At 38.5% G+C, this 15,864-nt stretch carries 10 protein-coding genes; 1 reads left to right on the plus strand and 9 read right to left on the minus strand.

All coding sequences use genetic code 11. From position 1 onward, the window contains the following. Nucleotides 1–19: 19 nt before the first annotated feature. The 9 genes from GD631_RS01390 to GD631_RS01430 all read right to left on the minus strand — a co-directional run bounded on the left by GD631_RS01390 (nt 20) and on the right by GD631_RS01430 (nt 14,845). Complete coding sequence (locus GD631_RS01390; RefSeq protein ID WP_143260022.1) at nt 20–2,317, minus strand: Gldg family protein; 2,298 nt, start codon at nt 2,315–2,317, stop codon at nt 20–22. Between the two features lie 19 nt (nt 2,318–2,336). Then, the gene (locus GD631_RS01395) at nt 2,337–3,257 is read right to left on the minus strand and encodes an ABC transporter ATP-binding protein (RefSeq protein WP_143260023.1); all 921 of its coding nucleotides are present in this window, start codon (nt 3,255–3,257) and stop codon (nt 2,337–2,339) included. 53 nt (nt 3,258–3,310) lie between these two features. Beyond that, a complete protein-coding gene (locus GD631_RS01400) occupies nt 3,311–4,180 on the minus strand; it encodes a hypothetical protein (protein WP_143260024.1) in 870 nt (289 codons plus the stop codon). A 25-nt stretch (nt 4,181–4,205) separates the two neighbouring features. Then, nucleotides 4,206–5,591, minus strand: a complete 1,386-nt coding sequence (locus GD631_RS01405) for a RagB/SusD family nutrient uptake outer membrane protein (protein WP_143260025.1) — start codon at nt 5,589–5,591, stop codon at nt 4,206–4,208. Between the two features lie 14 nt (nt 5,592–5,605). Then, nucleotides 5,606–9,049 carry a SusC/RagA family TonB-linked outer membrane protein gene (locus GD631_RS01410; protein WP_223225910.1) on the minus strand — a complete coding sequence of 1,148 codons (3,444 nt, stop codon included), beginning with the start codon at nt 9,047–9,049 and terminating at the stop codon, nt 5,606–5,608. Nucleotides 9,050–9,242: 193 nt separating this feature from the next. Continuing rightward, a complete protein-coding gene (locus GD631_RS01415) occupies nt 9,243–10,397 on the minus strand; it encodes a FecR family protein (RefSeq protein ID WP_143260027.1) in 1,155 nt (384 codons plus the stop codon). 15 nt (nt 10,398–10,412) lie between these two features. Then, nucleotides 10,413–10,961, minus strand: coding sequence for an RNA polymerase sigma-70 factor (locus GD631_RS01420; RefSeq protein ID WP_143260028.1), 549 nt, complete (start codon nt 10,959–10,961; stop codon nt 10,413–10,415). Between the two features lie 1,035 nt (nt 10,962–11,996). Beyond that, entirely contained in the window at nt 11,997–13,304 is a 1,308-nt protein-coding gene (guaA, locus tag GD631_RS01425) for a glutamine-hydrolyzing GMP synthase (RefSeq protein ID WP_143260029.1), read from the minus strand. 353 nt (nt 13,305–13,657) lie between these two features. After that, nucleotides 13,658–14,845 (minus strand): carboxypeptidase-like regulatory domain-containing protein, encoded by a 1,188-nt coding sequence (locus tag GD631_RS01430; RefSeq protein WP_143260030.1) that lies wholly within the window; start codon nt 14,843–14,845, stop codon nt 13,658–13,660. A gap of 406 nt (nt 14,846–15,251) precedes the next feature. On the opposite strand from GD631_RS01430, the gene GD631_RS01435 reads away from it, so the two are divergent. Continuing rightward, on the plus strand, nt 15,252–15,833 hold the full coding sequence (locus GD631_RS01435) for an RNA polymerase sigma-70 factor (protein WP_143260031.1): 582 nt from the start codon (nt 15,252–15,254) through the stop codon (nt 15,831–15,833). Nucleotides 15,834–15,864: the final 31 nt, after the last annotated feature.

A 15,864-nucleotide genomic window follows, 5' to 3' on the forward strand; every position in this document is an offset into this window, starting at 1 on the left:
ATTAAATTCAAATGTTATTTTACCTTCCTCGTCTTCTCAGCCAAATAATGATGGAAATAATCAGAAGTATTCCCGGTAAAACCCATGTCAGAAGTAGCTTCCATGTTCCGATCTGGTGTTCGTTCAGATAAATTTCATTATCAGGGACAGCCGGGCGACGGACATCAATGGGCACTTCATTGTCCGACATCCAATAGAATCCTCCCATGAGGACAGAATAGTTGGATGAGGAAATTCCTTTACGGGTCATGCTTAATTCTCCATTACTGAAGCAATCGGCATCGCCCAATATCATTATTTTTTGTTCTTTGTCTTCTACTTTACGTGAAAGGGCCAATGCCGTTGCATGTGATTTCCGTACTTCTCCCTTATTTGCAGACAGCACAGGTTGTTCATCTACGAAGTTGGTTGTTTCCACCTCGTTCCATGCCAACGAGTCGGTTACAAACAAAGGAACAACTGTATATCCTTTGTCTTCGGTATATTCCAGTCCGGCAACACCGGGCATGACAAGGCTTCTTCCACTCTTTTTCATTTCGGAAAAATAGAAGTTCAGGTCTGTCGCTTCTTGGGTTGGATTGGCTACTATCAGGTCAGCCAGGAAATTCTCTGTCGGATTCACCAGAATTCCTTGAGATAATTTAACGCCGAGTTTATCCAATAACACGCTTGTAGCCATCGAACGGCTTGGTTCACATGTAATTAATAGATTTCCACCACGAGCTATATAATGATCCAAACGTTGTTCTTCCGCTTCCGTAAGAGGCTCTTTCATTTCGGCAATGACCATGATGTTTATATCATTAGGAATTTCATTGTCCAAGCTCACATTAGTTACGTCAAAACCTTGATTTATCAATGCATAACGGAATTTCTTATCTAAGGCAAAAGTACTGTAAGCTCTGTCCCCCACAAGGTTTATGTCTCTTTCGCCATGTCCGGTAAGGAAGCCTACGCTAGGCAGTTGCATTGCGATACGCTTAAACGCTGCAGTGATTTCAGATTCTCCCGGAAGGTGTTGCATATCATCAAATACACGCAAGAATGTTTTTTGCCCGTTCTCTCGTTCAAGTACGCGAACAAAAAGATTGCCTTCACCGGACAAATCAATTTGTTTACGGATTTGTGCCGGTGTCAAGAATAGGGTAGAATCCATGTTGTGAATGCGCATGATCTCTTTGGCGCGTTGCTCCGTATTCATGTTGGGGAAACGGTTGTTTTGCGATACGCTTTGGATGGTGTCATAATAGTATATGTATTCTAATTTTATATCCGGTTTGAAACGGACATACTGCCTGAAACGTTCCTGGTCGGTTTTAACCCGCGAAGGAGCCGCCGTCCATATATCCCGCTCATCTAGTGCGTTGAGATAACTTTTTATGGTCAACCCGCCATCCAGACGGCTGATGACATCCTGACTGTTGGGAGTCAAAGTATTTATTTTGGTGGCAGTGGAATCGTAATAACCCATTAACATAGGACGTGAAGATAAATATCCTAAAAAACAAGCTAGCAAGATGACTCCTGTATATTTGCCCAAAGTCAGTAACCATGGACTTTTCTGGCGGCATGCCTGTAGGCGTATGATGGCTAAAGTCAAGAACATGGTTATTACGATGATGAAGTAGAGAAGATCTTCACTGCATATCAACCCACGCACAAATTCGGTTGCGCGTCCTGAAATAGATAACCAATAAGTTATGTCGCGTACAAATTCAATATCCTGCCACATGTCTTTTACATAGTTCAGTGCACCCAGCATGGCCAACGTCAGCATGGCTGCCACTACCTGATATGAAGTCAGACTCGACATAAAAAGACCTACTGCGGCATAGGCGCAAATTAGAAGGTAGATACCCAACAAACCAGCAAAAACTTGTGGAAAATCAAAATCTTTTATCGAAAATGCGCCGAAAATCACAAATATGAGCACTAATGCAATCAACACCAGTCCATAAATCATCATAGACAAGAACTTTCCTAAAATGATTTGTATGTTTGTAACAGGCGATGAGTATAGCAATTTGATGGAACCGCTGCCAAATTCACGGCTCATCAACCCCATTGTTAACAAAGGAATATAAAGGAATAAGTACCCTTGAATAGCTGGAAATACGCCACCCCATAGATTAGCAAATGTATTTGCTGTAACAGCAGTCACTTCGTATCCCAACGATTGATTGCGTACCAACCCATCTATCATATTTGTAAAAGTCATGCCTGTCTGAAATATGAATATGACTATGACAAGCCAGGCCACAGGTGAATAGAACAGAGTTTGCAGCTCTGTTTTTGCTATTTTATATATCGTTCTCATGAATTTTTTGGATAATGATTTATTTCTTGGATAATTTAGCGAATATGTCATTTAGTGAACTTTTTTCTAAATAGATTTCGTTCAAGCGCCAACCTCGTGTGGAACTGATTTCTACTACCTTTTCCAGCATTTCTTGGGCATTGGTAAAATGAAGGCGGAATTTTGTTCCACCCAACTCTTCCACTTTGACAAGTCCCGGTATGGCAGAAAGCTCTTCTGTTGAAGGTCTTGCCAATAACGATACGCATACGGAACTTGGCGTAATGTAATTATCAAATTCGTCCACAGTTCCGACAAACACCAGTTTGCCTTGCTCGATCATACGGATGTGTTTGCAGGTGGCCTGCACTTCCGAAAGAATATGTGTGGAAAGCACAACGGTACGTTCTTCTGCTATTTCTTTTATCAAATGGCGAATTTCCAGAATTTGATTCGGATCCAATCCGTTGGTGGGCTCGTCCAATACTACAAAGTCCGGTTTATGGATAATAGCTTGTGCAATGCCCACTCTTTGCTGGTATCCTCCGGATAAATTGCGAATCAGTCGTTTTTGGAAATGAGAGATTCCGCATTTCCCCATTACCTCTACTACGGCCGCGTGAACCTGTTTAGCAGGAATTTGGCGAAGGCTGGCACTGTATTCAAGATATTCTTCTACAGTTAAATCAATGTGCAAAGGCGGTTGTTGTGGTAAGAAGCCAATATGCCGTTTGGCTTCCACCGGGTTTTCACGAGTGTTGATTCCTTTGATAAAAACATTACCTTGAGTAGGTTTCAAGACACCGCACATGATGTTCATTGTAGTTGACTTGCCGGCTCCGTTAGAGCCGAGCAAACCATAAACACCATTTTTAAGGATCTCAAAATTGATGTCTCTGATTGCCCATTGCACGCTATAGCGATGAGATAAATTTTCGACTTTAACAATAACTTCTTCCATTTTATATTTGTCTATTTTATATATTCTAGTCAGGCTGATTTTTTATTAACCTGTTACTTGCAAACGGTGTCGCCCACCTTTTGGATATCGAAACTATAAGTTTCCGAAATATAATTCCTCAATATATCATATTTCTGTTTTACTAAAGGATATTCCAAATCGGATATCCATTCTTCTGATGTCCGCCCTGCCATACTACCGAGATAAGCTTTCAGATCATTCATTTTATCCAATGACTTGGCTACCCACCATTCATAACCTGAAAGGATAGCCCATTCTTTGCCGTTATTAGCCACAAATCCCCGGGTTCTTGGATAATCAGGAGAATTGGGGTCGCTATTTCCATTTTTTGAATAGTCGCTCAATGTAAAGAAACCATTAGGTATCTCTAACTTATCCGCCCATTTATTCCATAAAGCTTGTTGTATGCTGCGTTTGAAAGTCATCTTGTCTTCCGCAGACATCTCTTTCAAAGCGGCGGAACAGTGGCTGATTGCTATTTGCCCCTGCGACACCCATACGTCTACAGGTTTGGCAGAAGAGCCCTCAAAAAGTTCTTTAGTCAGGAATATCTTGTAAGGCATATATTTTTTATGAAAATCTGCCGGATAAAGCGAAACCCAAGTATCCTCCAACAAATCCAGCATTTCGCCTGCATACTGTGGGTCGGCTTTCGTAAATGTATAATTGCTTGATGAACCTTCCATCTGGCTCCAGTTGAAATCGGTTTCTGTAAATTCGTACAGGACATAAGTTCCGTATTGGTTGTAGAAATCAACGATGCGGTTGTCGGCCGGAGACTTGCCTTGCGGCAAAACATAGTCAGGTTCAAGCGGCTCTATCTTTCCTAAATCATCTTCTTTAGAGCATGACAATAGAGATATGCTCAGTAATAAGGTGAAGTATATATTTTTTCTGTTCATTATATCTGTTTATTTAGGTTTATTTTTATTCATTGCCTTTGCGTGCTGGCTCATAAGCCGATGCATTCTGCTTCAAGCTGTTGTTATTGTTCATTACGATTGTAGAAAGAGGTATCGTGTAGAGCGGATCTTTTTCTTTCAGTGTGAAAGTCAACCAGACATCTTCCTTTTTGGCTTTATATCTATGGGTAATGCTTGGCATTCCGTAGCGGCGCAAGTCAAACCAGCGCTGTTCGTCAAAACAGAGTTCCAGCCTGCGTTCAACTCTGATTTCATCCAACAAGTTGGATATATCCGTGATGTCTTCATATCCCACAATACGGTATCGGCGTAATGTGTTCAAGTCCGCCAATGCTTTGTCTGTTTTACCTTCCATTTGTGCGTATGCTTCTGCACGGTTCAGGTAGGCTTCGGAAATGCGCAAGGTGTTTGTCGGTCCGGAAACCCCTTCGGAATAATCGGGATTTTTTTTAGACGTAGTAGTTCCTGTAAAACCGCCAATACTAAACCAGAATTTTTTCCGGCAATCATTGTCATCATAAAGGTCAAGCAATGTTTGTGAAGGACGATATCCTGTTTTTAATTGCCCTCTGCCATAGCGCCATTCCACTTCCGAATGTTTGTAGGTGGCTATGGTGAGACTGGTCATTGTTGTATAGTTGGTCAAGCCTTCCGCTGTTTCAATAGCCCTGCTTGCTGCTTTGGCTGCATCTTCCCACTGTTCCATATATAAGTAAACGCGTGACAGCATGATATAAGCGGAAGTCAAATTGAACCGGAAATTCTTTCCGCGTTTCGGATGTCTCTCAAACAATTCTGCAGAAACTTTCAAGTCATTTACAATCTGTTTATATACTTCTTCCACCGTGTTTCGTTCAATTCCATTTTCAGTCAGTCCTGCCGTTAACTTCAAAGGTACGCCTAATGCCTGTCGGTTGGAATGATAGGGCTCTCCATACAGGTTGACTAACAGGAAATAATAGAACCCACGCAACCCGTAAGCCTCACCTTTCACATAATCTCTCTCTATGTCAGATCCGGTAGCATCATCAATGCCGTCCAAGGTGGCATTCACACCTTTCAGTTGGCTGTAAATGTCGATGTATATATCGGTTAATTTAAACCACCTTTCCCACATGTCCGGCTGCCAGGTGAAATATCCGTAATAATTGATGGCATTGAGGTTGTCGCCACCGTAATATTGCTTTTCTTCCAACTCCACATCATCATCAAGCAAGTATAGCAGGTCGTAATACCCCATTCCGTAAGCAGAGCCTAATAAGAACTGGCTGTAGTCTGCAACTGTTTGCACAATCACTTCGTCTTGTGATTGTTCTTCCAGAAAATCGGAACAAGCACCCAGCGTCAACATTCCGATTAAACCTATTATTATTTTTTTTATATCAATCATTGTTCTTGTGTTTTTTAGAAAGAAACTTGTAAGGATAAAGACATAACTTTACGAACCGGCCAATTACCGGTTTCCGGATCCAATCCGTCCCATTTTTTATCTGATACCCACATAAATGGGTTCGTCATGCTCGCTTTCACTTGCATACGTCTGATAAATAAACGTTTCAACCAATCTTGCTGAATGAATTCATAAGCTAGAGAGATAGAACGGCAACGGATAAAGTTTGTGTTTGCCACTCTTGCGTCCGACATATTATACATGTGATATAAGTTTGTCGATATTTTTTGTGAAGTAGCTGTGATTGGCAGTTCAATGGTCTCATTGCCGGCTCCTGGCAGGGAAGGAATGTTGGTAAATGCTTCGTCTCCCGGCTTTTTCCAGCGGTTAATCAATTTTTTTGAGACATTTTGTTCCGGACGGGATAATCCCGACTGCGTGTCGGTGGCTCCGGAATAGAGTTTAGGCAAGCGTGCGTGGCCGCCCCATTGAATGGCAAACAATGCATATAGTGAAATGTTCTTATATTTAATCATGGTGTTCAATCCACCGGAAAAATCAGGTGTGAACTTTCCAGATTCGACTAAGAAGTCCATAGGGCTTTTTCCATCTTTTAAATCCATTTTATCGAACATAGGTAAACCGTTTTCCGGATTCAGACCGGTCAGTTTATACGAGTAAAATGTAGAATAAGGTCTGCCGTTTACAATAGCTGCGCCCGATAGAAAATCGTTCAGCGTGTTCACACGGTCGTTCTTGTCTATCTTGTTGCGTGAAACGGCCGTATTCAAAGATAACTGCCAGGTAACATTTTTTGTACGGACAGGAATTACGTCTATCACAAAATCATAGCCGTAATTCTTCATGGTGGAACCTGATACTATGCCGTTGGCAAATCCATTCTCGTAAGGAATGTTGCGAGAAGAAAGTACGTCGCTTACTTTCTGAAAATAGTTCACTGTAAAGTTTAAGCGTCCGTTCAGAAGCGAACCATCCAGACCAAAGTTATAGGTTCTTGTTTTTTCCCATCCCAAGTCAGGATAAGGTAATGATTTAATTTTCAGAATATATTCATTATACCGATTGTCCAAACCACCGTCATAAGCAATCAGATAAGGAGAAACCGCTGTTACGGCATTTCCTTGATAGCCCCAAGAGGCATAAAGATCCAAATTGTTGAGCCACCATGTTTTTTTAGCAAAACGTTCGTTGGCTATTCTCCATTTTAGTCCGGCTGACCATGTGGGCTCAAAACGCTTGTTCTTATCCTGTCCGAAACGATTGGATGCGTCTACACGGCCATTAAAATTAAACACATATAAATCATTGTATGTATAAACGGCTGACATATATTCGCTTAACGAATTGTTTCGTCGGTTAATAACGCTGGCCGCTCCGTTTGCAATCTCATTATTGATTGTTTCATTACCCTGAAATATATAGACAAGCGGTGGGGTGGCAAAAGTTTCACCACGGTCAGGGAGATATCCGTAGCGTTTGTTCGAATCGCCTTTTGTCTTTACCGAATTGGTTTCAATACCCAGCTGAAAGGTAAATCTATGTGTGTTCTTAAACAATTGGTCGTACACAAGACTATTGCGGACCATCACAGTAGACGTATTAGCCAAATCCGTTTCCAGAATACCACCGAAAGGTAATCGTGAAGCATTCATCTCCGGGCTGTTTGTTAAAGCGGTACCATATTCGTATCCGCGAAGTTGCGTAATATAAAAAGAACGTTCGCTTGCATATTTCTTTGAGTCCGAAGATGAACTGGCGTAGGAAACGATACCTTGATATTCCAAATAAGGCAGAATACGCCATTTGAGATCAATCGTTGAGCCAAATGTGCGGGTGTTGCCTTCACTTCCTGTATGGTTCATCTCATTCAAGATGTTGTAATTATACATATTCTTACCATTTTCCGGGTTGTATTCTCCGATCTTTTCATGGTAAAATAAAGTACCGTCGTTATTATAAGCAGGTATGGCGCGTGAAGTATTGTATGCGTAATCGAACGGGTTCACATTGTAGGCAAATCCGTTTACATCACGTACGCTTGCTTTCAATAGCATATTGACTATCAATTTAGAACTGAAGTTTATGGTTGTGTTCGAAGTAGCTGTAAATAAGTTCATATCATTTCCTTTTGCTTCTCCTTTTTCACCTGTATAGCCGAAAGAGGTACGATTCATTATTTTTTCGTTTCCTCCACTGATGCTGATATTATGCGATTGGTTAAATGAATTGCGGAATAATAATTTGAACCAATCCGTGTTCCGTGCGGCCATTGTCTGGTATTCCCGATTCATCTCTTCAAATGTGATTTCTTTGTTAAGCATCTTCTGTACCAATCCTGCGTAGCCGATAGGCAGGATCGGAGTTGTGTATGACCGTCTTTCATCATATATATCTTTCGATAGTTGCATGGATTCCGCTGAATTCATTTGGTCGTACATACCATATCTAGGACGCATGCCTATGGAAAAGTCACTATTATAATTTACAGAGATTCTTCCTTGTGAGGCTTTTTTGGTGGTTACAACAATGACTCCGTTGGCGGCTTTCGAACCGTATATGGCTGTTGCGGATGCGTCTTTCAGTACGGTAATCGTTTCTATATCATTGGGGTTCAGCCATGATATGGCATTTCCGGCCAGCTGGCGTATGTCATCAGCATCAACTGAAAATTTAGTGTTATCTTCCGGGTCGAAAGGCATCGGGTCTATTTGTACTACTCCGTCTACTACCCAAACAGGGTCCTGGCTACCCAGTAGTGTGGAAGTACCTCTTACCCTGATTTTAGGAGAAGCGCCGCTCATGCCTGTTTTGTTCATCACTAGCATTCCCGGAACTACCCCTTGTAACATTTGGTCAATAGATGAAACACTGGGCATTAAAATATCATCTGCCTTTATTGTTGTGGCAGCTCCCGTATAATTCCCTTTAATGACATTACCATAACCGGTAACTACGACTTCTCCTATAGCCTTGCTGTCTTCTTCCAAGACAATAACAGGAATTTCGGCCACATCTGGCTTTATTTTTACCGTTTTTTCTTTCATTCCTATGTAGCGAGTTTTCACAAAGTAGGATTTTCCGGCAGAGAGTTTTACGGTATATTCTCCATTGATGTCGGTTGGAAGCATCTCAACTTGTTTTCCCTGCATATCGGTGATAATTATATGGACACCGGACAAAGGAACGGCTTCCGAATCCGTCACTCTTCCTGTCACAGTCCTTATCTCTGGAACAATAGGCTCACTTGTACGAATAATTGTTATAAACTCCCTGTTTATACTGTATTTGAAAGGTTTATCGCCGATAACTTCTTTCAAGACATCTTCTATCCGTCCGTTTTGAATATTTAGACTGACTTGATAACCTTTTACATCTTCTGTGCTAAAATTAATCTTCATTCCGGCTGCATCTGCTACCTTATCCAATGCTTTGCCCATAGGCTCATTTCTTAGCATTAGAGAAACCCGATTCTGTGCGGATACAGTCAATGTCCCTAAAAGGAGAAATAGCAAAAAAAGAGAAAAAAGTAGTTTAAGAGGTCGCACTCCTTTCTTTCCTGAAGGAGAGATTTTTCGTTCTTTTTGCATAGTTTTGTATTTAAATGTAGTTAATAGTTGTAGAGGTCTTTGTTTATTTTACAATGATGACATTATCTTTTAACTCTGCCTTCACCTTTCCTATTTGGTTTAGCAATTGTAATACATCTTCAACTCCGTTGTCTTGGCGCGCCCAAAAGTTAAAACGTAAATGGGTCTTATCTTTATCGTTGAATTCGACGGTTAGATTATACCAGCGTCCTATAGAACGCATGATTTCACTCAGTTCAACATCTTTGAAATAGAAATATCCTTCACACCAGGCTATAAAACTGCGAATGTCGACAGAATTTACTGTTATCTTATGTTCTTTGTCTATTTGTATATCTTCACCCGGGTGAAGTAAAACTTGCTGTTGGCTGTTGGACTCAGTTACTACAACACTACCATTAATTAATGTAACATGGGTGTTCTCATAATCGTAGGCTCTAAAGTTGAACTTAGTACCTAAGACACGCGTCGTTGCAGTTTTAGTCTTTACAATAAATGGTTGCTTTTTATTGTTAGTAACATGGAAATAAGCTTCTCCTTCCAATTCTACAATACGCTCATTTCCAAAGAATTGATCTGGATAACGTAAACGGCTCTCTGCATTCATCCATACTTCGGTACCATCGCTTAAAACCACTTTAAAGTTCTTTCCCTGCGGGGTACTTAATGTGTGTATCTCAGCCGTTTTATCATTTGAAGGAGCAGGCAAGTAGCTAATTGCATCTTTTTTGATATCAATAGTCTGTGCTTTTTCCAATTCTTTCATAGCTGCTTGAGAGGACAGATTCAGGGAACGACCACTTGCTGTCTGCAAAACAACGTCAGTCTTTTCTGGAATAGCAGTATATACAACTACTTTTTCTGTTGTTAAATCTTGATCGTATATATATAAGAAAGAGAAAGCAATCAATAATGCAATAGTGGCAGCCGCAGCTCCCCACCAAAATGAATGGCGGGACGTTTTAGCAGGCATTACTTTATGGCGGGTATTAAATTGTTTCCATTCAGCTTTTACGTCTATCTTATTTTTATCGTTCGATAAGATAGATTCCCGCATGGCCAAAAGAGAATAATAAAGTTCTTTATGATCTGGATTATCCAACCATTGAACCGCTTCTTTTACGCATAATAATTCTGGTTGATTTAATAAATGAAGAGCATATTCCAGATCTTCATCCAAATATCTTTTTTCTTCCATAACAGTGTCTTTTATCTATAAGACGAGGAAGGGATAAAAAAAGACTATATAAAATGATTTTTTTTTCGAGTTTTCTGTTTCTTTTCGCATTTTACTCAAAGATTGGACGATATGATTCTTCACCGTATTCGGACTGATTCCCATCTGTTCCGCTACTTCTTTATAGTTTTTTCCTTCGACTAAACATGCATAAACCACTTCTCGGGCTTGTTTGGGGAGTGCATTAAGGCGTTTGAAGGCTTCATCCAATAATTCCTGGTATTGTGTATAGTAATCAATATCTTCTTCTGTAAATGCAAACTTTAAATATTGTATGTATTTATCTTCCACATCATAATGGCGAAGATGATCAATGCAGTGGTTACGTACGAGCGTATAAAGAAGAGAAAGGTATAATGTTGAGTTGGAAAAACGATCGAAGTTTTCCCAAAAAAATAGAAATACGTCATTTACTATATCTTTCGCAGTCTCTTCATCTTTCATAAAACTGAGAGCATGCTGATATAATTGCTGATAATGTTTCTCAAATAACATTTTGAATGTTTTCTCTTTTTCTATATCCATTCTGCTATTATGAATGCACCTTTAATTATTGCAAAATAAAGAAATTATTTCTATTTATGTGTAAGGTAATCACATCAAATTTTGAATAATCTTTTGAGATGCTTCATATTATCCAACAACACTAGATAGGATAGACTGCATGGACTTCGGGAGATTTGACTGGTTATTCATAAATATCTGTATATAAATATTGTTTTTAGGATTAAATTCCAACAACTTATCCCTACATCTGTTGGACAAAAGGTACGGTGAGGAGTTATAAAGCTGTTTGAATCTATTATATATTTCATAATCTTGGATAAAAAAAGGGGAATTCAAGATTTTGTGAAATGTATCGCCTTTCAAACCCGTCAGACGATAAGTATCCATGTGAAGCAACATATTCCTATTTAACGCATTATTTACATGACTTAGAAAAGTGCAACTACTTTTTTTGATCGCAGAAGGATAAAAATTACCGCCCTGATTATTATCTCTTTTTATTTTCGGTTCATTTTTCCAAATATTATATAATTGAAAAGATACTAAAGATGACGACAAAGTCAATCTGTCCAAAATCCATTCTACGAAGATATTCAGAAAGCCACTCTTGACGTTCCTTCATCTCGATTATAATATCGTAAACATTGATGTTATGGGCTCTGTTTTCTTTTTTACCCAAAAAGGTATGGGAAAAGTTTCTTGATTTTTTTAACATATATCCCAGTGGTGCATAAAATTTACGAGTAAACTATTCTATATTTTTAAAAGTGGGAAGCTTCGTTACATCTAACCATTGCTGAAACTTAGGATTTTCCAAAACATATTCATCTACAGTTTTTCCCATTCGTTCAACTGCCCAAACAAGATACTAAATGGTGCGCATAAGCTTCAAATAACATAAAACAATTTCCAAGTTGTTCCGAAATCAAATCCAATATAACATAGTTCAACAAAAACTCAATTACATTTCTGTCAGAAGCCAATGTTAAACAATAAAAATAGCCTCAACTTACTATAAATTGAGGCTATCGAAATATCATTTAAAAAATCTCTTTATTCCCATTCTATAGTCGCGTTAGGTTTCGGTGACATATCATAGCAAACGCGATTTACATTCTTCACTTCTTTCAGGATACGGTCTGTTATCTTCATCAGGATAGGCCATTCTATCGGTTCGATAGTAGCCGTCATAGCATCTACCGTGTTGACAGCGCGAATAATCACCGGCCAATCAAAAGAGCGGGCATTATCACGTACACCAACAGATTTAAAATCGGGTACTACCGTAAAGTATTGCCATACCTTTTTATCCAATCCAGCAATCTGAAACTCTTCACGCAAAATAGCATCGGACTCACGTACAGCCTCCAAACGGTCACGCGTAATAGCACCTAAACAACGTACGCCCAAACCTGGACCAGGGAAAGGTTGACGGTAAACCATCTCATAAGGCAATCCCAACTCCAAGCCACAAGCACGAACTTCATCTTTAAATAATTGGCGCAATGGCTCCACAAGCTCGAACTTAAGGTCTTCAGGCAGACCACCTACGTTATGATGAGACTTCACCATTTTAGCTGTTTTCGTTCCACTTTCCACAATATCCGGATAAATAGTACCTTGACCCAAGAAGTCAATACCATTCAGCTTACGTGCTTCTTCTTCGAACACACGAATAAACTCACCACCAATAATTTTACGTTTCTGTTCCGGATCTTCCACACCTGCCAGTTTATTCAGGAAACGATCGGTTACATCTACATAAATAAGATTTGCTTTCAACTGGTTGCTGAATACCTCAACCACATCTTCAGACTCTCCCTTACGCATCAAACCATGATTAACATGTACGCAAACTAGATTGTTACCAATTGCCTTCAGAAGTAAAGCTGCTACCACAGAACTGTCAACTCCGCCCGACAAAGCCAGCAAAACTTTCTTATCACCTACTTGACGCCTAATCAACTCAATCTGGTCATTAACAAAATTCTTCATGTTCCAGTTAGCTTCAGCTTTGCAAGCATCGAAAACAAATGATTTCACTGCTGCCTTTATAGCCTCAATATCATCTGTAAATTCTGCCAACTTCACTTCACAAGTTGCTTTATCGTGACCTGCAGCCATGACGGGAATCCCCAAAGTATAGATAGCCGGATTTACATCAATGGCAACGCCATCAATTACATTATTCGGGCCACCATTGATAATAATACCCTTTACATTGGGTAATGCTTTCAGTTCTTCCACTGTGATATCGTGAGGATAAATCTCACTATAAACTCCTAACGCACGGATGGCACGAGCCAATACCGTATTCTCATGACTACCCAAGTCAAGGATAACAATCATATCCTGCTTCATCTGATTCTGGTTATTTTAAGTTATTGTATTGTTTATTATTAGCTATTGCTTTCAAACTGTCTGCAAAGATAAAAAAATTAGAGAGACTATAATACATTGATTCTCTAAAGTTTCAGAATAGGATAACATTTTTTGCTGTTATGGCATTCCGAAAAAGTACAAGAATAACATATAATATCTCGAGTGGACAACAGAACTATCTTCCTTATCTTCAAAGCAAATAATAATCGTAAAACCACCTTATTTTACATCTACTTATCCCCCAATAGCCCCAATATATTCAGGAGAAACACGATGGCAACCTATGATATCCATAACAATCGAACTTGAGTTCAAGAATAATAACTCACATTTCATTTTTCACAATTCTCCATTAGTACATCAAAATTCCAATTATCATCTTCCTTCAATTTTACACAAGACAGTTTCGTTATACTACTTGTTTTATCAACCTTGATTTTTTGTTCTGTATAGCCTATATAACTAAAACACAACTCAGATCCTATTGGTAATGTTATTTCATAATGACCTTCTATAGTTGTAACTGTGCCAAGAAATGGCTTCCAACAATACACATTAGCCCCCATTAATGGTTCATTATCTGTAGCAGACACAACAACACCTTTTATTCTAATTTCTTCGGAACTAACTCCAGAACCCGAACCAGCTTCAGCTCCCGAGCCTGATCCAGAACCTAGTTTTTTTCCAACAGCAGTAAAATCTTTAATATTATAATTATTTTTATTATTAAGTATAATATTAAATAACTCAGAATAAACATTTCCTTTACGCAACCAATGACAAAATTCATAACCCAATTTAGGACGAGCAATCAATTCATAACTTTCATCATTTTCTTTAATGAGTATAAATGATATACCTTCGCCGCAATTGTCCATTGAAACGTATTCTCTAACGCTAGCACTTGCTCCTCCACTAGGTCTTTCTATTATTACAGAATGCGCAGCGAACTGTTCTGTTGAATTTAATGGTATCCTATAAGGATTACTATATATTTGAATATCATTAGGTCCAACCCACATCTTGAATTTATAGCCATCAATGGGAAAAGCCTCAACTTCTCTGAAATAATTTCCACAACTATCTAATACATCCCTTGTGACAACTTTATCAATACCTTTAGTTCCAACAGGAATAATTGCATTATTCACAAAAATTCTACTTCTCTTTGCATACATAGTTCCCAATCCAATATAGCTGATTTTCAATGTAAACATATTACTATATTTTAAAGGAATATCTAAAGTGAAATAACCATTAATATCAGTTATAACTCCAATTGTTGGAAGTTCCTCTAGTTGGATTGCAGCTCCTATGATTGGCTCTTTTGTATCATATTCTAAAATACGCCCAGATGATGGACCTGTAAATTGTACTTCATAGCTCCCATAAAAAACGTCATCTTCAACCTCTAGAGTCCTTGTACTTGGTTTATTCTCCAACAAAATTTCGTCATTTTCTGATGTGCAAGAAAATAAGCCCATAATCAAAAGATATACGATTAATAATACTTTCTGCATAATAATGTATATTCATTAGTAAAATTACGCTGTTAATAAAAATAGAATCAAGTTATACATATTTCTATTTTTAAGCTATAAATCGCATAATATTAATACAAATCCTTAACACATACAAGTTTTTTTAATAAAATTCACCAATAATATACTATTCCATCCGATTTCATAGTATCCTATCATTTTTTTATTTAAACTGTTTTCTCTATCTTCCATGAAATCGCATAAAATCAAAAATACAAAATTATTCATATTCCATTAAAAACACATTCAGGAAATCTATCAAATTCACCATACTATTATTATATAAACTAAGAAAAATAAGTGCTTGCGAATAGTATAGAGTTTGAAAGGCTTCTTTTATCCTAGATATTTTATACATTTGCTGCATAAAACATAATATTTCACCATGAACGAAGAGAAAAGTTCCTTTATAAAAGGTATAAATGAGCAACGCCCAACCGCTTATCATCAGCTTTATAATGAATATTATAAAGCATTGGTGTTGTACGCCATCAACTTTCTCTCTTCCCAACAAGCTGCCGAAGATATTGTACAGGATCTTTTTGCAACTATGTGGGAAAAGAAAATGAGATTCTTATCATTACCTTCTTTCCGGACTTATCTTTATAATTCTATACGAAACGCCTCTCTTAATTATTTAAAACATCAGAATGTAGAATCTCTCTATCTTGAACGCTTGACAAGCACTTATCGAGAAATCACAGAAGAAGAAGATACCAATGAAGAAGAAGTATACCGGCTACTATTTCGTGCTATCGATAAATTGCCAACACGCTGCCGGGAAATATTCTTATTGCATATGGATGGAAAAAAGAATGAAGAAATAGCTACTGCACTAGGAATTTCGATTGAAACAGTAAAAACACAAAAGAAAAGAGCTATACAATCTATCAAAGAACAGATGGGCACATGCTATTTTTTGCTCCCCTTATGTGACATTTTGTATAGTTCCAAGTTTTTTTCGTAACCAAAATAATCTTTTTTAGAAAGTTTGTACC

The sequence above is a fragment of the Bacteroides luhongzhouii genome, assembly GCF_009193295.2.
Lineage (GTDB): Bacteria > Bacteroidota > Bacteroidia > Bacteroidales > Bacteroidaceae > Bacteroides > Bacteroides luhongzhouii.